The organism is Thiomicrospira sp. (genome assembly GCF_036568485.1).
Taxonomy (GTDB): domain Bacteria; phylum Pseudomonadota; class Gammaproteobacteria; order Thiomicrospirales; family Thiomicrospiraceae; genus Thiomicrospira.
In genome coordinates this window covers 1-22,659 of the sequence record NZ_DATCSL010000113.1, presented here as the reverse complement: position 1 = coordinate 22,659, position 22,659 = coordinate 1, and the positions used below count along the sequence as shown (strand labels likewise).

Genomic DNA, 22,659 nt, shown 5'->3' with positions numbered 1-22,659 from the left:
CCCAAATTTAACACATGTAAGAGGATGAAACCGTGATCGTCGTAACCGGTGGAGCAGGATTTATTGGTAGCAATATCGTCAAGGCGCTGAATGCACAAGGCCGTACCGATATTTTGGTGGTCGATAACTTAAAAAACGGCAAAAAGTTTATTAATATCGCCGATTGCGATATTGCAGACTATCTAGACAAAGAAGATTTTCAAGCACGAATTTTTTCCGAAGAAGGCCTGCCCAAAATCGATTGTGTATTCCACGAAGGCGCGTGTTCGGCTACCACCGAGTGGGATGGCAAATACGTGATGGACAATAATTACGAATACTCTAAAGATTTGCTGCACTTTTGCTTAGAGCGCAAAATACCATTTTTATATGCGTCTTCTGCTGCCACCTATGGCGATGGACCAGTGTTTATCGAAGAGCGTCAATATGAAAAACCATTAAACGTTTATGGTTACTCGAAGTTTCAGTTTGACCAATATGTGCGCCAGATTTTGCCGAAAGCACAAAGTCAGGTGGTCGGCTTCCGTTATTTTAATGTGTATGGCCCGCGCGAACAGCATAAAGGCGATATGGCAAGTGTGGCGTTTAAGTTGCACAACCAAGTTCTACGCGGTGAAAAACTCAAATTATTCGGCGCGTATGATGGTTACGAAGCTGGGATGCAAACCCGTGATTTTGTGTATATCGAAGATGTGGTTAAGGTCAATCTTTGGTTTATGGCGAATCCTGAACAATCCGGTATTTTCAACCTAGGCCCAGCTGCCGCTGAACCGTTTAGAAATATTGCCGAAGCGGTGATTAATTTTCATGGCAAAGGCGAAATCGAATTTATTCCTTTCCCAGAACATCTAAAAGGCGCGTATCAGAGCTTTACTCAGGCGGATAACAGCCGGTTACGCCAAGCTGGTTACACCGAAAAATTTCATACGGTGGCCGAAGGCGTAGAAAAATATCTGAGCTGGCTGACAGAAAATAAACACTTCTTAGATTTTACGAAATAACACTGTGCGAATTCTCATTATCAAAATGTCATCAATGGGGGATGTGTTTCACACCTTCCCAGCCTTAACCGATTTAATGCACGCCAAACCAGGCCTGGTGGTGGACTGGGTGGTAGAAGAAGCTTTCGCGGAAATTCCGACCTGGCATCCGCTGGTGGATCGAGTATTACCCATTGGCTTACGTCGCTGGCGAAAACAGCCGTTTTCAAAACAAACGCGTCAACAAAAAGCCGATTTTTTTGCCCGAGTAAATCAACAAAAGTACGACTTGGTATTGGATGCGCAAGGCTTGTTAAAAAGTGTTTGGGTCGCCCGACAGATTGACGCGCCTAAAGTCGGATTGGATTGGTCATCTGCACGCGAAAAATTCGCCAGTTTATTTTATGATCGCAAAATTCAGGTCGCAAAAGATCAGCATGCAATTACCCGTTTGCGTGAACTATTTGCCAAAGCGTTAAATTATCCTGTTCCTACCTCGCCAATAGCATACGGTTTAAACCACCAGGCCTGGTCATCACTGAGTGAGTTGGATCAGCAGCCTTATGTGGTGTGTTTACACGCAACCACCTGGGAAACCAAATATTGGACAGAAGATTACTGGCAACAGCTCATTAGCAAGCTCAACCAACAAGGTTTAAAAGTCGTCTTACCCTGGGGTAATAAAGAAGAAAAAGCGCGTTCCGATCGCTTAGCCGCCAAGCACCAGGCCTGGTGCCCGCCCCAACAACTCAAACTGACCGATATGGCGCGCTTACTTAAACATGCTCAAGCCGTTGTATCAGTGGACACCGGTTTATCACACGTAGCGGCAGCGTTAGAGGTACCAATGGTCGTGTTATACCGGGTTACTGACCCCAAGCTCGTCGGCGCACTTGGGCAACAAGTCACGCATTTGTGTTCACCTTTAGCACCGAATTACATTAAAAAATTCAAGCCAGGCCAAGCTCAACAATCCTTACAAGGATTATCGGTAGAGGATGTGTTACAAACGCTTAGAGTGAAGGGCGTTTATCATGGCTAGAGTTCTTTATATGCCTTCCACGCCGCTCAACGTATTGGTGAGTGCTGCATTAGCGAATGCGCGTCGTGAAACGGATCAAGCGGAACTTTGGTTAATTGACCAAAAACAGCTAGAAAATAACCCATATTTACAAGCCTTACAAAACTGGCCGCAAAGCCCATTTAAGCAAATCCGAATTTTGCCCGGAAAAGCAAAAGGGCGCGCCAAACTCGCAGAACGCAAAGCTAACTTTGGCGCGATTAGCCAAGGTTTAAAGCTTTTTCAACCGGATGTGATTGCGGTAGGCAGTGATCGTCGCATCGAATTTCAATATGCCATGCATCAGTTAAAAAAACACCAACCGGTCGCACAAGGTTGGTACCTAGATGACGGCTTATACTCCTATGCTGGACGACCGCATCACGCCATAAAAGATGGTATTAACAGTTTTATTAAAAAGCTGAGTTATGGCTTATGGTGGCAAGAACCTAAAACCGTGGGCGCGTCAAATTGGATCAACCAGGCCTGGTTGTTTCAACCACAGCAAGCCGTTGAGTTGCTTAAACGTAAACCCATGCACAAGCTAGAATCCAACTGGTTTTCTGCACCAGAGGTGCAATCACTGAGTCAAGCCGTCACAAATCAATTTGATTTAAAAGCTGGCGATTTAAGTCAAATTAATTATGTCATTATTATTTCGCATCCAAATAATCAGCTCAAAATGAAAGACTATGCGCGACGTATTAAGCGCTTTGTAATGCAATTAAGTGCTCAAGGTAAACGTATTGCGTTAAAATACCACCCGCGTCAAGAAGGCGAGGATGCCTTAGATTTGGCGGAGTCTGATTTGGTGATGCTTATTCCAAGCAGATTAGCGTTTGAATTTGTATTGCCACTACTGCCAAGTGGGGCCATGGTACTTGGTGATGTGGGTAGCGTTCTGCTCACGACTAAGTGGCTACGTGAGGATTTAGAACCGATCGCGGTGTTAGACGATAATGATCCGTTTCAGCAGAAATTTGAGTCAATTTTTCGTCTAAATAAAATAAATATTTATAAAAACTATGACTTTTTGCAGTCCCAAATGTTAGGTGAAACGGTTGGATAAACTCGTCTTATTTTCGGCCAGTAAAGATCAAAAAAAATATTTTACAGATTTTATTAAACACCTAAGTCTACCAATCAAAATGGTGCACTATAAATCACTTTGGTTCCCGGCATTCGGCGTTCATTTCCCTGTAGGGCAAATTAACAAACAAGTTGACTTGCTTTTGACACGAAAAAAAAATAGCGCAAAAGGAAACCAAAAGTCCAAACTTTATTGGCTCCTATTTACTTGGCTTTATCGCCAAAAAGCAAAATGGCTCTATCGTCTTTATCTTGGTTGGTTAAATAAGTTAGACGCAGGGTTGATTGGGGTTTGGAACGGAAAAAAATTTAGGCAGGCTATCTTGGTATTGGCAGCTGAACAAGTTGGAAAAAAAGTCGTCTATTTTGAAAGAGGGCCATTGCCAGGATATTCATGTATTGACCCTAAAGGGGTTAACGCTTTTAGTTCTATTCCACGCTCAGTCGAATTTTATAAAAAACGGGCGCAGCATGTCCAGATTAAAAAAAAGTCCAAAACAGTGTTAGCCCGTCCGCAAGGGTTGCCTGAACATTATGTTTTTGTGCCTTTTCAAGTTGTCGAAGATAGTAATATCTATCTTCACTCGCCTTGGATTAGAAGCATGCGCCATTTATACCATGTATTAGAGTTAGCACTTGAGTCTTGCCCCAGAGTCCATTTTGTCATCAAGCCTCATCCAGCTTGTCCAGAAAACTATGAAGATTTAATAGCTTTAAATAATCCAAATATAAGATTTGTTCAAGATGTAACATCGCAAGCTTTAGTTGAATATGCTCAAGCCGTTCTAACCGTCAATTCAACGGTTGGAATTGAAGCTCTGATGGCGCATAAAAAAGTGATTGTGTTAGGCGATGCATTATATGGCTTTGAGCCCTTAACTTTACCCGTGACTGGTCAAACGCAGCTTGAAACGACAGTCTGCCGGTTGGATAAATGGCAGCTGGATCAACAATTGATTGATTGCTTTCTTGATTATCTGGAGAAAGATTATGCAATTGAAGGGGATGCTATGAAAACACCAACAGAAAAACATTGGCAACAGGTGTCAACAAAATTGAGCATGATTCTAAGTGGAAAACCCATGGCATCTATTGGATTAAAAGACTAGCTATGCATTACATACTTCTTACCCATAAGATTGAAGGCGGCGGACTGCAGGCTGTAGTCCGTGCGCAAGCGGAAATTCTAATGTTGGCAGGTCATCAGGTGACCGTGATATGTAATAAAGAAGACCCGAGTACGGTTAAGTCTAGTGCTGACTTTAAAGTTGAAAGTATTAAGTTTCATACATGGACGGGTAGGAGGCAGCTTAAACGACTACTGCAATCACTTGACGATTTTCGTGTGTTGAGTCACAGCTTTGATGCTTATTGGGCAATGTTTTGGTTATCTCAATATAAAGGAAAAACCTATTATTTTGTTCATGTAGATTATTTTGCGATGTACTACAAAAAAACAACGCCTCTTAAAAATTTTGAGCGCTCTTTTAATTACAAACTTTTGTTTAATGGAAAGAATATAGTATTTGTATCAAAAGGTGCAGAGGCATCTATGTTAAACAAGATTGGTGTCAAACCAAACCGAAGCGCAGTTATTTATCCGCCTATGGATTTGAAAAAAATCCATAGGTTATCAGATACTGAGGCACATCTGGTTTTACCAAAAAAATATTATATTTCTTTAGGAAGGCTTGCTAAAAGAAAAAATGTAGCCTTAACCATTGAGGCTTTTTCAAAGTTTCGAGAAGAGGATGAACATTTAGTTATTGTAGGTGATGGTGAGGATATGACTAGTCTAAAAGATCAAGTAATTGCACTTGACCTCCGGGACAGAGTCCTATTTTTGGGATGGCAACAAAACCCTTATCCTATTCTTAAAAAAGCTGAAGCGCTGATTATGTCATCAAATATTGAGGGGTTTGGCTTAAATATTGTTGAAGCTATGTCATTAGGTGTCCCAGTGATTTCAACGGATGCGCCATCAGGCCCGAGAGAAATACTTGAGCCGGAGTATTCGGACTGTTTATCATCAGTCGGCGATCTTGAAGACTTGGTAAGCAAAATCGCTAGGTTTAAGCTTAACAGGTGCGAGTCGAGATTTAACCCTGAAGCCTTAAAAGCTCATGTGCTCAAGTTTAATAATATTCAAGTTGCACAACAGCTGCTCGGTTTTACTCATGCAAATACGAAGGCAGAAGATGCACTGGTTTAATTACATAAAAAATTTCTTTAAGACAAAAACAGTAAATGATCGTTTGGTTATGACGATTTTATGTCGCAACGAAGTTGATATTATTGAAGCTAATATCCGCACCCACGCAAAACTTGGTGTGGATGCTTTTGTGGTAATGGATAATGGTTCTACAGATGGCACGCGTGCCATACTTTCTGAACTAGAAAGTGAGTTTGAACTTCATATTATTGACCAGCCTTCGCAAACCTATCAGCAGGCCAAGTGGATGAAGCAATTGGCAATTTATGCCAGAGATAAGCTTAAAGCTAACTGGGTTATTAGCAATGACGCAGACGAGTTTTGGATACCGCAAGATAGCAAAAAAAGCTTAAAAGATTATTTGAATCATAGAGATTCAGTCGTTACGGTTAAACGTCATAATATGGTTTTAACCGAAGATGCACTGCGGCCTGATTACCACTTCAGCCAAGCAAAATATTATGTGCAATACCCTATTTGTTATGACAAAAGCGCGCAAATGAATGATCAACAAATATCAATGATATTTGCGCCGTTAAGCCCGAAAGTGATTACAAACCCGAATGGATTTATAAAAATTTCAGGTGGTAATCACAGGGCAAAGCATATTGGAAAAGTGTTCACGGCAAGAACAGAATATGGTATTACCGTATTTCATTACCCCATTCGATCATGGGCTCAGTTTGAGGCCAATATCAAACACCGAAAAGAACTACTTAAAAATCCGAATGCAAGAATGGGGAATCATTATAGGCGATGGGTTAAAATGCTTGATGAGGGGCAACTTTTTGAAGAGTTTAAGAGTTTTTCGTGTTCAAAAGAAGCTGTTACACAGCTTTCATTGCTTGGTGTTATTTCATCAAAAAAGATGAGTTTGTATTTTAAATAATTGTATGAGTGGTATTTATAGTGAATGGTAGGCTTGAATATATCGGTAATATACAAAAAAATATTCTACAGTTTTTTATATATACCTTGTTAGTTGGATTTTTGGGTAGCTTAGTGGTCGAAAATTATTTCGCTAAAGGTTACGTTTATGTAACGATGCTGCTTGGATTTGCTTTTATTGTTTACTTTAACTATAAAAAAATTATTTTTTCAAAAAACGAAGAGACTTTAATTTTATTTGGAGTTGGCGCATTTTTACTAGTGCTTTCAGGTTTTTTCTTTCAAGACCCTGACTATACTGTTTTTCCTAGGGCTGTAGAAAGCCAGTCTAAACATCTTCTACCACTATTACTTTTGCCAATGTTTTATTTTATAAGAAAGAATATTTCAATTAAATTTTTAGCTCTGTGTTTATTATTTGGTGCATTTGCATCATTTTTTATTACTATTTTGGCGTATTTTGAAGGTTTCCTAACTCATGGTGCAAGAGGTGGAGGGCAGATACATGGTTCTCCAATCATTTATGGAAACCTTTCTATGCTTTTTGGGGTGCTTTCACTAACATTGTCATTGTATTTCTATCCAAAAAAATACAAGTTATTTATTTTATTATTAATAGGTGGCGGCTTAGGCATTCTTTCTAGCCTGTTTTCAGGGAGTAGGGGGGGGTGGATAGTATTGTTAACATTGCCTTTTTTTATAATATTTTCATTAGGGATTTCAAACAGAAGAAAAATAATTTTATATTATTTTTTATTTCTGGTTGCTTCAGGAATTTTTATTTTATCAACCTCTAATATGATAAGTTACAGAATTAATTTGTTTTTTGACGAAATTAATTTGCTTATGAATGATCCAAGTTATTCGGGAGGGTCACTGGGCTCAAGACTAGTTTTTTGGGGTATTTCTGTAAAAGCTTTCCTTTCTAGCCCCTTAATTGGTATAGGTGCAGGTGAGTTTTATGCTTTTAAAAAAGAGTTATTGGAGGCGGGTCTCGTACCAGACCATTTAGCTAACTTTAAACATGCGCATAATGAATACTTAAGTATTTTATCTAATCATGGATTGATTGGCGTATCTTTTTATCTTTTCTTTTTTGTTTGGTTGCTTACTCTATTTTATAGATATGTTAAAAGCTCGGTAGATGAAGTAAGAAGATTCGGAGTTTTAGGGGTTGTGGCAGTTTTTTGCTATTTAGAGTTCTCTTTAACGGAGTCATTTCTTACTAGTCAGTTGGGACTGCCTGCTTTTTACTTTATTATTTCTTTACTGATCTTTCTGGCTGAACGCTATCAAGGTTATTCAGTGCAATCAAAGCAAAAGGTCCTGCAATGAAAGTCGCAATAGTTGGAACCGGATACGTTGGCTTGTCACTAGCTATATTGTTAGCTCAGCACCACGAAGTGGTAGCGTTGGATATTATTAAGAAAAAAATTGATTTACTTAATAATAAAAAATCACCGATTATTGATACAGAAATTGAACACTTTTTAGCGAATAAACCTCTTAACTTTACGGCCACGCTTGACCCAAGCCAAGCTTATAAAGACGCTGAATTTGTCATTATCGCCACGCCAACCGACTATGACACGCAGACCAATACCTTCAACACCAAATCCGTAGAAGCTGTGATTAAAGAGGTGTTGGCAATTAATCCGAATGCGATCATGATCATTAAGTCAACGGTTCCGGTGGGTTATACCGCTTCAGTAAAAGCCAAGTTTAATACCGATAACATTATGTTCTCACCAGAGTTTTTGCGTGAAGGCAAAGCGCTTTGGGATAACCTTCATCCATCGCGTGTTGTGATAGGGGAACAATCAGAGCGTGCACAAATCTTTGCCAACTTATTGATTGAAGGAGCAGAAAAGTCCAAAGACGAGATCCCGGTGCTTTTTACTGATGCCACTGAAGCTGAAGCGATTAAATTATTTTCAAACACTTACTTAGCTTTGCGTGTCGCTTACTTTAACGAGTTAGATACCTATTGTGAAACCCACGGCTTAAGCAGCAAACAAGTTATCCAAGGTGTTGGCTTAGATCCACGTATAGGTGATCACTACAACAATCCAAGCTTTGGCTACGGTGGCTACTGTCTACCTAAAGATACCAAACAGCTGCTTGCCAACTACAATGATGTACCTCAAAACTTAATCAAAGCGATCGTCGACTCCAACACCACAAGAAAAGAGTTTATCGCCGACCAAATTATTAAGCGCAACCCCAAAGTTGTCGGTATTCATCGCCTCATTATGAAACAAGGCAGCGACAACTTCCGGGCGAGTGCCATCCAAGGCGTGATGAAGCGCATTAAAGCCAAAGGTATCGAAGTCGTCATTTATGAACCAGTACTCAGTGAGCAAGGTGAGGCGGAGTTCTTCCGTTCAAAAGTCATAACAGATCTACAAGAGTTCAAAAAAACGTCCGACGTAATCATCGCTAATCGTCTAACAGATGACATTATGGATGTTAAAGACAAGGTGTACACTCGAGATTTATTTGGAAAAGACTAACCCAATTTTCAATGTTAAATTTTTAATTTTGAATGATAGTTGGTAGGTGCTGAGTTTGAAAACTGAAAACCTCGTTTTGGATAAGTCGTTTACTTTTTCTATTCGCATTGTGAAGGTCTATCAGTTTTTATCTAAAGAGCATAAGGAGTATGCGCTTTCAAAGCAATTGCTTAGAGCAGGTACTTCCATTGGAGCCAATATAAATGAAGCTCAAGCCGCTCAATCAGAAAAGGATTTTATTGGCAAGCTTAGTATTGCGAATAAAGAAGCGAGGGAGACCCATTATTGGTTACAACTTCTTACTGAAATGGGTTACCTAAACAACAAAGAACAGCATGTTGTTAGTTTATTAGAAGAAAGTATCGAACTGATTAAGTTGTTGACAAGCATTATCAAAACCACACAATTAAAAAATAAGAAATAGCTCAACTATGCAATTAAACATTCAAAACTCAAAACTAAAAATTTTAGTGACCGGCGCCGCGGGCTTTATCGGTTTCCACCTAATCCAAGCCCTAAAGCAATACAATCACAACATCGTCGGCATAGATAACCTAAACGACTACTACGACCCCCAACTAAAACTAGACCGCCTAAAAGCGCAAGGCTTCAAAAACGACGAAGTCGAAACAATGGCCGAAGGCTATAATTCAACATTAAAAATTAATAATTTAACATTCTACCGGCTTGACCTAGCCGATAGGGCAGGCATCGAAAACTTATTCAAAACCCACAAATTCGACATCGTTGTCAATCTCGGTGCCCAAGCCGGTGTGCGTTATTCAATCGAAAACCCACATGCCTACGTTGACAGCAACCTAGTCGGCTTCGTCAACATTCTAGAAGGCTGTCGTTACAGCAAAGTCAAACACCTCGTCTATGCCAGCTCCAGCTCGGTTTATGGCATGAACATCAAACAGCCCTTTAGCACCGAAGACCGAGTCGACTACCCAATTAGCCTGTATGCCGCTACCAAAAAGTCCAACGAACTGATGGCGCACACCTACAGTCACCTATACGGCATCCCAACCACTGGCCTAAGGTTTTTCACAGTCTATGGCCCAATGGGGCGCCCAGATATGGCGTACTTCTCCTTCACCAAAAAAATCCTAGCCGGTGAAACCATTGACGTATTCAACAACGGAGAAATGCAACGCGACTTCACTTACATAGACGACATCGTAGAAGGCATCACTCGCGTTATGCAAAAGCCCCCCATCATCCCGAGCAAAGCCGAGGGATCTCAAACCAGCAAAGAATCCCCCAAGCCCCAAAAAATCACCAATGCCCAAGCTCCTTACAAAGTCTACAACATCGGCAACAACCAACCCGTTAGCCTGAGACGTTTCATCACCGCCATCGAAACCGCTTGTGGCAAAAAAGCCAACGAAAATCTATTGCCCATGCAACCCGGTGATGTACCGATTACCTATGCTGATGTAGGTGAACTTATTGCCGATACAGGCTTTAAGCCCGAAACAAGCATAGAAGAGGGGATATGCAAGTTTGTGGATTGGTATAGAGGCTATTATCAAAAATAGGTTCAAACAATAACGTTAAAAAATAAGAATAATTTCTGGAGGAATGCGATGCAGAATCAACAGTCGATAAATTACCAAGACGATGAAATAGACCTGTTTGAATTGTTTCAAACCCTATGGCAGCAAAAATGGTTAATTTTAGCGACCACTTTGATTGCGCCACTATTGGCTTTTGTGTTTACGGTTAGTCAGCCTGTTAAGCCTGATATGTTTCATGGTAAGGCTTTAATAGAAATTGGTGCATATGCATCTCATGATGGTGTAATTCATACGATAGAACGCACACAAGACTTAGCACTTATAATTAATCAGCAGTTAAAGGTCGAAGCTAATGTCCCCAAAGCTTCAGTCAAGCTTTTAGAGATCCAAATATCAAACATAGATCAAGAAAAATCGGCGGAGAAACTGCAAGAGGCGATAGATTTTGTGCTGGATCGCCATGAAAATTTTACTTCTAATCAGTTAAAAGAATATGTTATTCAACCCACCCAACTAGTCGGGCAGGCGAGCATTGAACGTGTTGCGGCCAAAGACAGGTTAAAACTCATTTTAGCTGTGGCCTTTGTTTTAGGTGGTATGTTGGGCGTGTTTATTGCCTTAATCCGTAATGCAATCCAAAAACGTCGCCAACAAAACGAATCGACTGTTTAAGATTAGGGGTCTCTATAAAAACATTATCATCCTGAACAAAGTGAAGAAACGAAGTCAGCGCAAAGTGAAACAAAGTCTGAATCTCGTGCCGACAAGCAGCTACTACATAAATGACTCATAATAATAAACGAGATCAGCCAAAAACTATGCATACGAAACAACTGAATCCGCTCACCAACACTACTATTATGGTCACCGGTGGGGCCGGTTTTATTGGCAGCGCATTGGTACGTCATCTTATTAAACATACCGACTATCTCGTTGTTAATGTCGATAAACTGACTTACGCTGGTAACCTTGCATCGCTTGATGAGGTGAGTGACAATCCGCGTTATACATTTGAGCAGGTTGATATTTGCGATGCCCAACAGCTCAAGCGTGTATTTGAGCAGTACCAACCAGGCCTGGTATTTCACCTGGCTGCTGAATCGCATGTTGATCGATCAATCGAATCGCCCGCTGCGTTTATTCAAACTAATATCGTCGGCACGTTTAACCTGCTTGAACAAGCCCGCACCTACCTAGCCGAACACCCGCAAAAACAAACCAACTTTCGCTTTATCCACGTTTCCACAGATGAAGTCTACGGTGATTTAGGGTTGTCTGGCATACCGAGTGATCACGATAAAGATTCTTCACCTGCGGTTCAGAATGACACAGTCTCTCGTCATCCTGAGCAAAGCGAAGAAACAAAGTCAGCGCGAAGTGAAACGAAGCCTGAATCTCCCAACCGCCCGTGCACCACCTCACAAGATTCTTCGGCGTTGCCTCAGAATGACTCAGGCTTGTGTCATCCTGAACAAAGTGAAGGATCTTCCAGCCGACTGTGCAAGACCTCACAAGATTCTCCAGCCGCATTCACCGAAACCAGTGCCTATAAACCTAGCTCACCTTACAGCGCCAGCAAAGCGGCTTCCGACCACCTTATCCAGGCCTGGTGGCGTACCTATAAACTACCTGGAATTCTGGTGCATTGCTCGAATAACTTCGGCCCATATCAATACGCCGAAAAACTCATTCCCAAGACCATTTTTAACGCCCTAAATGGTAAGCCCATCCCCATATACGGTAACGGCAAACAAATCCGGGACTGGCTCTATGTCGAGGACACAGTAAATGCCCTAATAACAATAGCCAAAGAAGGGCAGGTGGGTGAAACCTATAATGTCGGAGGCGGCAGTGAAAAAGCAAATATCGAAGTAGTAAATACCATTTGCGAAATCCTAGATGAGCTCGCCCCACACTATCCTAAGCAAATCCAAGAACCCTCAACCCAAAGCACTGTCATCCTGAGCGAAGTCGAAGAAACAAAGTCAGCGCGAAGTGAAACGAAGCCTGAATCTCCCAACCGCTTGTGCATCACCTCACAAGATTCTTCGGCGTTGCCTCAGAATGACACAGTCACCTGTCATCCTGAACAAAGTGAAGGATCTCCCAGCCGCCTGTGCACCACATCAAAAGATTCTTCACCTTCAGTTCAAAACGACAGCTATAAACACCTCATAATCCACGTCAAAGACCGTCCAGGCCATGACGTACGTTACGCAATAGACGCCAGTAAAATTCAACGCGAACTTGGCTGGGCGCCACAAGAAACCATTGAGTCCGGCATTCGAAAAACAGTGCAATGGTATCTTAACAACCAGGCCTGGTATTCAAAGTGTAGCCACGATTACTAAGTTTATATTTCTACGTTCTAATGCTCGAAATAGTTCAGGTACTCGTGTAAACTCTTCTTAAAATTCAAATATTGAACACTAAGTTTTGAGATGTTCTGCACGCACACTGTCATCCTGAACGAAGTGAAGGATCTCCAGAAGTTGGCACGAAAGAACAATTAAAAATAAAAGATTAGCACTGGAAAAAATGGATCCTGAAACACGCCTAAAAACCTTGCGCCACATAAGCACTGAGCCTAGCCAGCGCACACTAGCGGAAAAGCTCGGCTTTAGTATTGGTAAAACCAACTACGTGCTCAAGGCTTTAATCGAAAAAGGCTTAGTCAAAGCCGAACGTTTTGCCCAAAACCCTAATAAACTCGGTTATCGCTACGTACTCACCCCGCAAGGCATTCGTGAAAGGATTGATTTAACCGAACGATTCATCCAACGCAAACGCGAAGAATACGAACAGTTAACGCAAGAGTTGCACGATATCAATCGACACGCTTCTACGGCTGACAAACTGCAAGATGAAACAAACACGCCATCAAAAGCGGAAGCTATAAAACAAGAGAGTCAAATTTAAATGTGCGGAATTGTTGGTGGCATAGCTGAACGGAATGTAGTTCCGATTTTATTAGAAGGATTAAAAAGGCTGGAGTATCGTGGTTACGATTCATCCGGTATAGCTCTGATTAATTCGGAACAACAGCTAAGCCGCGTCCGCGCAATAGGCAAAATCAAAAACCTCGAACAAAAAATTGAAAACGGTGAAGACTTCACCGGCCATATCGGTATTGCCCACACACGTTGGGCAACCCACGGCGCACCAGCAGAAAACAATGCGCATCCACACATTTGTAATAATCGTGTTGCAATCGTTCACAACGGCATTATTGAAAACTACCAGCAGCTAAAAACCGAACAACTAGAACAAGGTTATCGTTTCACTTCCCAAACCGATACCGAAGTTATCGCCCACGCTATTTATCACACACTAGAAAACTCAGTCAATCAAGGCGATACCAGTTTATTGCAAGCCCTACAAACCACAATAAAAACCCTACAAGGCGCCTACGCGCTTGCCATAATCGACAAGCAAAATCCTGACACCCTAGTGGTTGCTCGCAAAGGCAGTCCGTTAGTCATCGGAATAGGCATAGGCGAACACTTTATTGCATCCGATGTGTCTGCTTTATTACCCGTTACACAAAACTTTATCTTCTTGGAAGAGGGGGATACCGCTCGAATCACACGGCTGACGGTAGAAATTTATAATGTAGACGGCCAACCTGTTGAGCGTGAAGTTAAACAATCCAGCCTGAGTGCCGCTTCGGTTGAACTGGGCGAACATCGTCACTACATGCATAAAGAGATTTTCGAGCAGCCGCAAGCCATTATCGACACCCTCGAAGGGCGCGTGACGCACGAAGAAGTACTGGCTAACGCCTTTGGTTATCAAGCGCAAGAGCATTTCAGCACGATCAAGCAAGTTCAAATTATCGCCTGCGGCACCAGCTACCATGCAGGCCTGGTGGCGAAATACTGGTTTGAAGATATTATCGGTTTAGCCTGTCAGGTCGAAGTCGCCAGCGAATACCGCTACCGCAACCCAGTCGTGCAAGACAACACACTATTCGTCACACTAAGCCAATCCGGCGAAACCGCCGACACGCTAGCCGCCCTGCAACAAATCAAAGAAAAGCGTGCCTGCCATTTTGAGTCATTGCTTCGTCATTCTGAGCGAAGCGAAGAATCTCCAGCCACTAAGTCCGTCATCCTGAGCGAAGCCGAAGGATCTCAATCCGGCGAGCAAGATTCTTCGTTTGCAACTCAGAATGACAGCAAACCGCTAAACATCCCCACATTAACCATCTGCAACGTAGCCGAATCGAGCCTTACCCGCGAATCCGACATGGTTTTCCTCACCCATGCGGGTCCGGAAATTGGTGTTGCCTCTACCAAAGCCTTTACTACCCAATTAGTCGCCTTAGCCTTATTGCTTTGTGTAATAGGCAAAGTCCAAAAACGCCTAGACTCTAGTCGCGAAGCCTTAATCGTTAAAGGCCTTCACACACTACCAGGCTTGGTGGAAAAAACGCTACAAAGTGAAGGCCTGATTAAAGAACTCGCCAACCATATCGCCACTAAAACCAGTGCGATATTCTTAGGGCGTGGCAGCATGTACCCAATTGCGATGGAAGCCGCGTTAAAACTAAAAGAAATCAGCTACATCCACGCCGAAGCCTATCCCGCAGGTGAGCTTAAACACGGCCCATTGGCATTAATAGATGAAAATATTCCCGTCATCGCCATAGCGCCGCATGACGAGTTGCTAGAAAAACTCAAGTCAAACCTGCAAGAAGTGAATGCGCGCGGCGGTCAGCTTTATGTATTTGAAGATGAAAAATCCAATGTTAATTCAGAGGAAGGCTTTCAAGTTATCAAAGCCACCGCTAATGTCGGGCGAGTAACCGCGCCCATAACGTTTAATATTCCGCTACAATTACTCGCTTATTACGTTGCGCTCGCCAAAGGCACAGATGTTGATAGGCCGAGGAATTTAGCCAAATCGGTAACGGTAGAGTGATAGCAAAAAATACCTTCTACAATTTTTTAGGGCTAGGCCTCCCTCTTATAGTTGCCATTTTTACAATTCCAGTTCTTATTGACACTCTGGGGGTTGCAAGGTTTGGTGTTTTAACGCTTGTATGGGCATTTGTAAGCTATGCAAGTCTATTGGATATGGGGCTAGGAAGAGCGTTAACTCTGGAATTGAGCACCATAAATGCTAAGCAAAAATATTTGAGAATTCCAAAGGTTTTAGGCACTACATATGTGTTAATGCTCGGTATTGGAATCGTATTGGGTTTAGTTGTAATTGTATTTTCTTCGAGTTTTACTGACTTGTTAAAGGGTTTAGATGGTAAAAATGAAGTCATTGCAACCATACAAATCATGGCTTTGACGATTCCATTTGTTATTCTATCTGCTGGTTCAAGAGGTATTCTTGAGGCTTATGGAAGATTTGACATAGTTAACTTAATCAGAGTACCAATTGGTGTTATGACCTTTCTGGGGCCGGTTATTGTTGTCTGGTTTTGGGACGTAAGGCTCGATTTTATTGCAGTTGCATTATTCTTGATTCGGGCCATTAGTTTTATACTCTATTTTTGGTATGCTCAAGTTAATCTTCCGGTATTACAAAGAAAGCTAAAAATAGATCTAAGGTACTCTAAGTCATTAGTTATTAATGGTGGCTGGATGACGGTTAGCAATGTGATAAGTCCCTTGATGGGGTATTTAGATCGATTCTTGATCGGAGCTTTAATAGGTGCAACGGCGGTATCTTATTATGCAACCCCGCACGAAATTATTACAAAGTTGTGGATTATACCTGGCGCACTTGCTGCTGTATTATTTCCGATTTTTGCTTCTAGGTTAGCAGGTAACGAAAAGAGTGAAGCCAATCTCTATAGCGACAGTGTAAATGTCATATTTTTTATTATGTTGCCTTTGTGTGCATTTTTTATGCTTTTTGAGCAAGAAATACTGACACTATGGGTAGGAGCAAGTTTCGCCACAGAAAGTAAATATATACTCATGTTGTTATCACTTGGAATGTTAATAAATAGTTTGGCTATTGTTCCATTTACTTATATACAAGGCAAGGGCAAGGCTAAAGTTACGGCATATATACATTTAGTGGAGTTTCCTGTCTTTATTGGCTTTTTGTGGTGGTTGTTAAATGAGGTTGGTGTTGTCGGCGCCGCGATAGCATGGGTGATAAGGTTGCTGGTTGATACGGTTTTAATGTTATATTTTGCCTTAAAGTATTCAGAAAATGGTGAAGGCCGCATAGGCATCAGAAGCATTATGATTTATGTTTTTTCGATTGCATTTTTAACAATAGTAGTAATCAATGATTTACGTATAGATTTAAAAGCTTTGGTTCAAATCATGATTGGTCTGTCAGTGCTAATTTATTTTTTGATTAAATATAAAAACTTTAAAGGTGACTATGGAAACTAAGTTTGAACGCTACCCTTTGGTCACCATTGTAACGCCGACCTATAATCAAGCAGACTACCTTGCTGAAACAATAGAAAGCGTTCTGAATCAAAGTTACCCTAACATTGAATACATTGTAATCAATGATGGATCTACTGATCATACAGAGCAAGTATTGGATAGGTACCGGGATAGGGTAATATGCATATGCCAGGACAATATGGGGCAGTCCGCGACGCTTAATAAGGGTTGGGGGATATCCAAAGGTGAATATTTGAGCTATTTAAGTTCAGATGATATTTTGTACCCAAATGCAATTGAGAATCTTATTGAAGTTATAAATGAAAAAAAATATGTTTGTGTATTTCCTGATTCAAACTTAATTGACATAGGTGGAAAAGTAGTAAAAAAAAATATATGTAAAGAGTTTGACTTAGAAAAGCTAGTAGTTGATCAGGAGTGTTATATTGGACCTGGAGCAATATTTAAAAAATCTTCTTTGGAAAAGCATGGCGGATGGGATACAAGCCTGAAGTTAGCACCGGATAGAGAGTTTTGGATTCGAATATCACAGGATGGTGAATTTTATTTTCTTCAAAAAGTGCTTGCAGGATATAGATTACATCCAAGATCGATTTCTTACAGTGAAGTGTCAGAGAGTGTTTCTAATGAGTATTTAAGGGTATTGGATAATTACTTCAGTACTTTTATCGTTCCTGCGTCATTAAAGAAAAGAAAAAATGAGGCTTATGCCAAAGCCAAGTTAATAGTTGCAAGAAATTTTTTGCGTTCAGCTAGGTTTAAAAAAGCTTTCAAAGCTCATCGTGAAGCGATAGATTATTGGCCGAAAATATTGGCACCTAATTATACTTGGGTTTTATTGAGAAGTGTACTTGGTAAGCCGGTAAGATTGTTATTGGGTAAAATTAAAAGAATCGTATATCGAAAAAATTAAAATTAATTATGAGATTTTTATTTCCTAAAAGTATAAGGTTTTATGTTCCTTTAATTATAATTCAGTTTTATTTGTTTATTTCTGTTGGATTGTTTTTTTGGGGTCCATGGCCATGGCCCTATGAAAATGGGTTAAGTTTGTTTTTGTATTTAATTTTTTCACAATTTTTAATTTTACTGGGTTATTTTTTGGGGATATCGGTTTCATATAGAAATAATGCTGATTATTCTGTTTCTTTTTCAAAAAGATTTTATAGACTATCTATTATATTTTCAATTATTCTATTGGTACCTACAACCATTGCTAGAACAGGTCATTATTTTCCATTTTTTTTTACTGGTATTGAAGAAATAGGTGTTGCTTACAATATTGCACTACAAGCAAAAGAGAATATTGGTTTGTGGGTTAGTGCTGAATATTTAAGAATTGTTTTTAGTGTTTTTTTGATTTCGCTATATCCTTTAACTGTTTTTTATTGGCCAATTCTAACCTTGCGAGAAAAAATCATTAGTTTGGTTGTATTGATTTGGTTTCTTTCTATTTACATAACCACAGGTACTAATAAGTTTTTTGCAGATATTCTAATTACTATTTATTTTTTGTATTTGCTTCAAAGATATGCTTTTTACAACCCCGGATGGATGAAAAAAATCAAAATATTTATTTTTTTATTTTTTATGGCTATATTTTTTATTTATTTCTTTGCTTATGGGCAGCTTACAAGAGATGGTGGGGTTGGTGAGTTTGCTGTATTTAATACGGGGGCAGAATTAATATATGCTCAGAGATATGAAGGTTTGCCTGTTATTTTACAGGTTTTTGTAGAATCAATATCCAGGTATTTAACACAAGGATATTATGCTCTAGATTTGGCTTTTAGGGTAGAAAGCTCGCCATCTACATTTGGTTTAGGTGGGTCTTATTTTCTTGCTGAAAATGCTAACAGTTTGTTTGGTACTAGTTATTTTACAGAATCGTCCCTTCCCGGACTTATTGAATATCATTATGGATGGAGTATGTATCAACTTTGGCACTCTATATATCCTTGGCTGGCTTCTGATTTTGGATTTTTAGGTGCCCTTTTAATGCTTGGTTTTTTTTCATTTCTACTTGCCTTTTCTTGGAAAAGATCAGTTTTATATCGCGATCCTTTTATGGTAGTAATAGCTTATTTGACTATAATTTTATTTTTTTATGTCCCTGCAAATAATCAAGTGTTCCAGTTTGGTGAGTATTTAGTAGGATTTATGTCGTTATTTTTATACGCTTTCTTTTTTAGGAAAATTAAATGGAGAAAATAAAAGTATTGGTTTCTTTGTCTTATTATTTTCCTGCATACAGAGCTGGCGGGCCAGTTAAGACGTTGCAAAACATGGTGGAGCAGCTTGATAATTTTTATTTTTCGGTTGTTACTCGTGACAGAGATTTGGGCGATGAAAAGGCTTTCCATAACATTGAAATAAGCTCTTGGCAGCCTCTTGGTAAAGCATCGGTTATGTATCTATCACCAGAAAGTTTGTCTTTGAAAAATATAGTACAAGTTATTAATAATTCTGAGTTTGATGTTTTGTATTTAAACAGTTTTTTTGACTTTAATTTTACGATTAAGCCTTTGCTTGCTCGGAGATTTAGTTTAGTCAAGCCATGTCCAGTTGTGTTGGCACCTCGTGGTGAGTTTTCGCCTGGAGCATTGGAGCTGAAGTCGTTTAAGAAGAAGTTGTTTATTAAATTAGCAAGCTGGCTTGGCTTGTATCACGGTATTACTTGGCAGGCATCGAGTGAACTTGAAAAGCAAGATATTATTTCGGTGTTAAACATTGATCCTTCTTCCATATTTATAGCGAAGGATTTGCCGCCAGAGGTATCTGTAAGCATAGGTGACTTAGCTTTAAAGCCAAATGAAATTTGTAAGATTGTTTTTTTATCTCGTATCTCGCCAAAGAAGAACCTTGATTTTGCGTTGCAAGTGTTAGGTAAGGTTGAGTCTACTTTAGTTTTTGATATTTATGGTCCAATCGAGGATAAGGAATATTGGCAGACCTGTTTAGATTTGATTGAAAAGTTGCCTTCTAATATTGTGGTTAACTATTGTTGCGCGGTTACACCAGACCAAGTATCAGACGTTTTTTCTGGCTATGATTTATTTTTTTTTCCTACGCGAGGTGAAAACTATGGTCATGTCATTGCTGAATCCTTATCTGTTGGTACACCGGTATTGTTAAGTGATCAAACACCTTGGCAGAATTTAGAAAACGATAATTTGGGTTGGGATTTGTCGCTTGATTTAGACTTGTTTGCTAGAAAAATTGAAGAGGTTGCGAATATGGATGCACAATCTCGACTTAGCTGGCGACAGCAGGTTGCTGTAAACTCAGTGTCAAAAATAAACAACGAGCAAGATATTGCAGATAATATTGCGTTGTTTGAGTTTGCGTTGGAAAGTTTTAAAAATAATCATAAGGTAACGAAATGAGGGTTTTAGTTTTAGGTGTGACTGGAATGCTAGGCAGTGCGGTTTTTAAAAGCCTTTCTGAGCATCATGATGTATACGGCACAGCAAGGGGTAGTTCTGCTAAATCATTCTTTTCTGAAACGTTGCAGAAAAATTTGATAGTGGGTGTTGATGTGCTTGATCAGGATGCTTTGGTAGGCTTGTTAGCCAAGGTTCGCCCAGATGTGGTTGTTAACTGTGTAGGTCTTATTAAACAATTACCGAATGCAAAAGACCCATTGGTTGCTTTACCTCTGAATGCTATGTTCCCGCATCGTTTAGCTAGGTTGTGCGGTTTACAAGGCTCACGGTTGGTTCATATTAGTACAGATTGCGTGTTTTCAGGCGAAAAAGGCATGTACTTAGAAACTGATGAATCTGATGCCAAAGATTTATATGGCAAGTCTAAGTATATTGGTGAGCTTCATGATTATTCGCATTGTGTGACGCTGAGAACTTCAATTATTGGACATGAGTTAAACTCTAATGCTTCTTTAGTTGATTGGTTCTTATCACAAGAAGGGCAAGTTAAAGGATTCACTAAAGCGGTATTTTCCGGTTTGCCAACGGTTGAGTTAGCGCGGGTAATTCATGAGTTTGTTTTGCCGAATCCTTATCTGTCCGGCCTTTATCATGTATCAGCTGAGCCAATTGATAAGTGTACGCTGTTGAATTTGGTTAAAAATATTTATGGTGAAGAAATAGAAATTGTTGAAGATGATGCCGTAGTTATTGATCGCTCATTGGATTCCTCACGATTCAGCGTGGCAACGGGGTATTCGCCTAAAAGTTGGCCGGATTTAATTCAATTTATGTATGACAAGCGATAGAGAGTGTTTGATATGTTTAAAAATAAGGTACTGTTAATTACCGGTGGAACCGGGTCGTTTGGTAACGCGGTTTTGAAACGGTTTTTGGATTCGGATATTGGTGAAATTCGCATTTTTTCGCGCGATGAAAAGAAGCAGGATGATATGCGCAAAAAGTACTCTCACCCTAAATTAAAGTTTTATATTGGTGATGTACGTGATTACCGTTCGGTTTTGAATGCCACGCGTGGGGTGGATTTTATTTTTCATGCAGCAGCTTTGAAGCAAGTGCCTTCTTGCGAATTTCATCCGATGCAGGCTGTGAATACGAATATTTTAGGTACAGAAAATGTACTTGAGGCAGCGATTCAAAATGAAGTGAAGCGTGTAGTCTGTTTGAGTACCGATAAGGCGGTTTATCCAATCAATGCGATGGGTATATCTAAGGCGATGATGGAAAAGGTGATGGTCGCTAAGTCGCGCAATCTGGATGAAAACAAAACGGTGATTTGTGGGACACGTTATGGCAATGTGATGGCCTCTCGTGGTTCGGTGATACCTTTATTTGTTGATCAGATTCGAGCCGGGCAAGCTTTGACTATTACTGACCCAAATATGACGCGTTTTATGATGACATTGGCCGATGCGGTGGACTTGGTACTGTATGCCTTTGAACACGGCAATAATGGCGATATTTTTGTGCAAAAAGCACCTGCTGCTACGGTAGAGACTTTGGCAAAAGCCTTAGTTGGTTTGATGAATAAGCCGGAGCATCCTATCAATATTATTGGAACACGTCATGGCGAGAAATTGTTTGAAGCGTTATTAAGTCGCGAGGAAATGGTATGTGCTGAAGATTTGGGTGGCTATTTTAGAGTACCGCCGGATTTACGCGACTTAAACTATGCGAAATTTGTTGAGGTTGGGGAGGAGAAGATTTCACGTACTGAAGATTACAACTCACATAATACAGAAAGATTGGACGTGGCTGGTATGCAAAAGTTGTTGTTAAAGCTGGAGTTTATGCAGGCGATTGTGCGCGGGGAATATGTGTCACCAGAAGAATAAGGTTTAAAGGATGAAGAAATTAAAAGTGATGACGGTTGCAGGCACCCGACCAGAGTTGATTCGGTTGTCTTTAATTATTAGAAAGCTGGATGAATTTTGTGATCATGTTCTTGTTCACACAGGTCAGAATTATGACTTTGAATTGAACGAAGTATTTTTTAGTGATTTGGGTATTCGTAAGCCAGATTATTTTTTAAATGCGGCGGGGGCATCAAGTGCTGAAACGATTGGGAATGTAATCATCGCTGTTGATAAAGTTTTGGATGAGGTGAAACCGGAAGCTGTTTTAGTTTTGGGGGATACAAATAGCGGGATGGCGATTATGCCGGCCAAACGTCGTAAGATTCCGACCTTTCATATGGAAGCGGGTAATCGCTGCTTTGATCAACGTGTACCGGAAGAAATTAATCGCCGTATTATTGATCATATGTCGGATGTGAATTTGACTTATAGCACGATTGCGCGTGAATATTTGATGCGCGAAGGTTTGCCTGCAGATTTAGTGATTAAAACTGGTAGCCCGATGTTTGAAGTGTTGGATTATTTTAGACCTCAAATTGAGGCGTCTGATGTTCTTGAACGTTTAGGGTTGAAAGAACATGCATTTTTTGTAGTGAGTGCGCACCGTGAGGAAAATGTTGATTCAGAAAAGAACTTTGTAAAATTGGTCGAGTCGCTTAATACAGTTGCAGAAACTTATCAAATGCCGGTGATTGTTTCTACACACCCT

The 22,659-nt window shown here is 40.3% G+C and carries 20 protein-coding genes and 2 pseudogenes; all 22 read left to right on the top strand.

All coding sequences use genetic code 11. From position 1 onward, the window contains the following. Positions 1 to 32: 32 nt before the first annotated feature. Entirely contained in the window at positions 33 to 1,001 is a 969-nt protein-coding gene (gene rfaD / locus VIM91_RS10680) for an ADP-glyceromanno-heptose 6-epimerase (protein WP_331864798.1), read from the top strand. Between the two features lie 4 nt (positions 1,002 to 1,005). Beyond that, positions 1,006 to 2,022 carry a lipopolysaccharide heptosyltransferase I gene (waaC, locus tag VIM91_RS10675; protein ID WP_331864797.1) on the top strand — a complete coding sequence of 339 codons (1,017 nt, stop codon included), beginning with the start codon at positions 1,006 to 1,008 and terminating at the stop codon, positions 2,020 to 2,022. Continuing rightward, a complete protein-coding gene (locus VIM91_RS10670) occupies positions 2,015 to 3,109 on the top strand; it encodes a hypothetical protein (RefSeq protein ID WP_331864796.1) in 1,095 nt (364 codons plus the stop codon). The genes waaC and VIM91_RS10670 overlap by 8 nt, the downstream gene beginning before the upstream one ends. Further along, positions 3,102 to 4,238 (top strand): hypothetical protein, encoded by a 1,137-nt coding sequence (locus VIM91_RS10665; RefSeq protein ID WP_331864795.1) that lies wholly within the window; start codon positions 3,102 to 3,104, stop codon positions 4,236 to 4,238. Before VIM91_RS10670 ends, VIM91_RS10665 begins: the two co-directional genes overlap by 8 nt. A gap of 2 nt (positions 4,239 to 4,240) precedes the next feature. Then, positions 4,241 to 5,341 (top strand): glycosyltransferase, encoded by a 1,101-nt coding sequence (locus VIM91_RS10660; RefSeq protein ID WP_331864794.1) that lies wholly within the window; start codon positions 4,241 to 4,243, stop codon positions 5,339 to 5,341. Beyond that, positions 5,328 to 6,230: a glycosyltransferase family 2 protein gene (locus VIM91_RS10655; protein WP_331864793.1), complete on the top strand. Its 903-nt coding sequence runs from the start codon at positions 5,328 to 5,330 to the stop codon at positions 6,228 to 6,230. The genes VIM91_RS10660 and VIM91_RS10655 overlap by 14 nt, the downstream gene beginning before the upstream one ends. Positions 6,231 to 6,250: 20 nt before the next feature. Then, a complete protein-coding gene (locus tag VIM91_RS10650) occupies positions 6,251 to 7,564 on the top strand; it encodes an O-antigen ligase family protein (RefSeq protein WP_331864792.1) in 1,314 nt (437 codons plus the stop codon). After that, a complete protein-coding gene (locus VIM91_RS10645) occupies positions 7,561 to 8,742 on the top strand; it encodes a nucleotide sugar dehydrogenase (protein ID WP_331864791.1) in 1,182 nt (393 codons plus the stop codon). The genes VIM91_RS10650 and VIM91_RS10645 overlap by 4 nt, the downstream gene beginning before the upstream one ends. A gap of 55 nt (positions 8,743 to 8,797) precedes the next feature. Beyond that, positions 8,798 to 9,166 (top strand): four helix bundle protein, encoded by a 369-nt coding sequence (locus VIM91_RS10640; protein WP_331864790.1) that lies wholly within the window; start codon positions 8,798 to 8,800, stop codon positions 9,164 to 9,166. Between the two features lie 7 nt (positions 9,167 to 9,173). Further along, complete coding sequence (locus VIM91_RS10635; RefSeq protein WP_331864789.1) at positions 9,174 to 10,283, top strand: NAD-dependent epimerase; 1,110 nt, start codon at positions 9,174 to 9,176, stop codon at positions 10,281 to 10,283. A 48-nt stretch (positions 10,284 to 10,331) separates the two neighbouring features. Then, the gene (locus VIM91_RS10630; RefSeq protein ID WP_331864788.1) at positions 10,332 to 10,934 is read left to right on the top strand and encodes a Wzz/FepE/Etk N-terminal domain-containing protein; all 603 of its coding nucleotides are present in this window, start codon (positions 10,332 to 10,334) and stop codon (positions 10,932 to 10,934) included. Between the two features lie 146 nt (positions 10,935 to 11,080). After that, positions 11,081 to 12,175 (top strand): annotated as a pseudogene (locus VIM91_RS10625) (dTDP-glucose 4,6-dehydratase); the annotation flags it as partial. Between the two features lie 249 nt (positions 12,176 to 12,424). Beyond that, a pseudogene (locus tag VIM91_RS11855) lies at positions 12,425 to 12,613 on the top strand (GDP-mannose 4,6-dehydratase); the annotation flags it as partial. A 187-nt stretch (positions 12,614 to 12,800) separates the two neighbouring features. Continuing rightward, complete coding sequence (locus VIM91_RS10615) at positions 12,801 to 13,181, top strand: MarR family EPS-associated transcriptional regulator (protein WP_331864787.1); 381 nt, start codon at positions 12,801 to 12,803, stop codon at positions 13,179 to 13,181. Then, a complete protein-coding gene (glmS, locus tag VIM91_RS10610; RefSeq protein WP_331864786.1) occupies positions 13,182 to 15,185 on the top strand; it encodes a glutamine--fructose-6-phosphate transaminase (isomerizing) in 2,004 nt (667 codons plus the stop codon). Beyond that, on the top strand, positions 15,182 to 16,627 hold the full coding sequence (locus tag VIM91_RS10605; RefSeq protein ID WP_331864785.1) for a flippase: 1,446 nt from the start codon (positions 15,182 to 15,184) through the stop codon (positions 16,625 to 16,627). Before glmS ends, VIM91_RS10605 begins: the two co-directional genes overlap by 4 nt. Beyond that, the gene (locus VIM91_RS10600; RefSeq protein ID WP_331864784.1) at positions 16,617 to 17,561 is read left to right on the top strand and encodes a glycosyltransferase; all 945 of its coding nucleotides are present in this window, start codon (positions 16,617 to 16,619) and stop codon (positions 17,559 to 17,561) included. Before VIM91_RS10605 ends, VIM91_RS10600 begins: the two co-directional genes overlap by 11 nt. Positions 17,562 to 17,569: 8 nt before the next feature. Further along, the gene (locus VIM91_RS10595) at positions 17,570 to 18,862 is read left to right on the top strand and encodes an O-antigen polymerase (protein ID WP_331864783.1); all 1,293 of its coding nucleotides are present in this window, start codon (positions 17,570 to 17,572) and stop codon (positions 18,860 to 18,862) included. Beyond that, positions 18,850 to 20,034: a glycosyltransferase family 4 protein gene (locus VIM91_RS10590; RefSeq protein ID WP_331864782.1), complete on the top strand. Its 1,185-nt coding sequence runs from the start codon at positions 18,850 to 18,852 to the stop codon at positions 20,032 to 20,034. The genes VIM91_RS10595 and VIM91_RS10590 overlap by 13 nt, the downstream gene beginning before the upstream one ends. After that, positions 20,031 to 20,882 (top strand): SDR family oxidoreductase, encoded by an 852-nt coding sequence (locus tag VIM91_RS10585; RefSeq protein ID WP_331864781.1) that lies wholly within the window; start codon positions 20,031 to 20,033, stop codon positions 20,880 to 20,882. Before VIM91_RS10590 ends, VIM91_RS10585 begins: the two co-directional genes overlap by 4 nt. Before the next feature lie 12 nt (positions 20,883 to 20,894). After that, entirely contained in the window at positions 20,895 to 21,929 is a 1,035-nt protein-coding gene (locus tag VIM91_RS10580) for a polysaccharide biosynthesis protein (protein WP_331864780.1), read from the top strand. A gap of 10 nt (positions 21,930 to 21,939) precedes the next feature. Then, positions 21,940 to 22,659 (top strand): UDP-N-acetyl glucosamine 2-epimerase (locus VIM91_RS10575; RefSeq protein WP_331864779.1); only part of this gene is annotated, 720 nt, incomplete at its 3' end.

Bases quoted from the DNA above. Each gene is read 5' to 3' on its own strand.
- VIM91_RS10595 (WP_331864783.1), top strand. From the start codon at position 17,570: ATGAGATTTTTATTTCCTAAAAGTATAAGGTTTTATGTTCCTTTAATT.
- VIM91_RS10670 (WP_331864796.1), top strand. From the start codon at position 2,015: ATGGCTAGAGTTCTTTATATGCCTTCCACGCCGCTCAACGTATTGGTG.
- VIM91_RS10655 (WP_331864793.1), top strand. From the start codon at position 5,328: ATGCACTGGTTTAATTACATAAAAAATTTCTTTAAGACAAAAACAGTA.
- glmS (WP_331864786.1), top strand. From the start codon at position 13,182: ATGTGCGGAATTGTTGGTGGCATAGCTGAACGGAATGTAGTTCCGATT.
- VIM91_RS10590 (WP_331864782.1), top strand. From the start codon at position 18,850: ATGGAGAAAATAAAAGTATTGGTTTCTTTGTCTTATTATTTTCCTGCA.
- VIM91_RS10660 (WP_331864794.1), top strand. From the start codon at position 4,241: ATGCATTACATACTTCTTACCCATAAGATTGAAGGCGGCGGACTGCAG.
- VIM91_RS10580 (WP_331864780.1), top strand. From the start codon at position 20,895: ATGTTTAAAAATAAGGTACTGTTAATTACCGGTGGAACCGGGTCGTTT.
- VIM91_RS10635 (WP_331864789.1), top strand. From the start codon at position 9,174: ATGCAATTAAACATTCAAAACTCAAAACTAAAAATTTTAGTGACCGGC.
- VIM91_RS10630 (WP_331864788.1), top strand. From the start codon at position 10,332: ATGCAGAATCAACAGTCGATAAATTACCAAGACGATGAAATAGACCTG.
- VIM91_RS10615 (WP_331864787.1), top strand. From the start codon at position 12,801: ATGGATCCTGAAACACGCCTAAAAACCTTGCGCCACATAAGCACTGAG.
- VIM91_RS10585 (WP_331864781.1), top strand. From the start codon at position 20,031: ATGAGGGTTTTAGTTTTAGGTGTGACTGGAATGCTAGGCAGTGCGGTT.
- VIM91_RS10645 (WP_331864791.1), top strand. From the start codon at position 7,561: ATGAAAGTCGCAATAGTTGGAACCGGATACGTTGGCTTGTCACTAGCT.
- VIM91_RS10600 (WP_331864784.1), top strand. From the start codon at position 16,617: ATGGAAACTAAGTTTGAACGCTACCCTTTGGTCACCATTGTAACGCCG.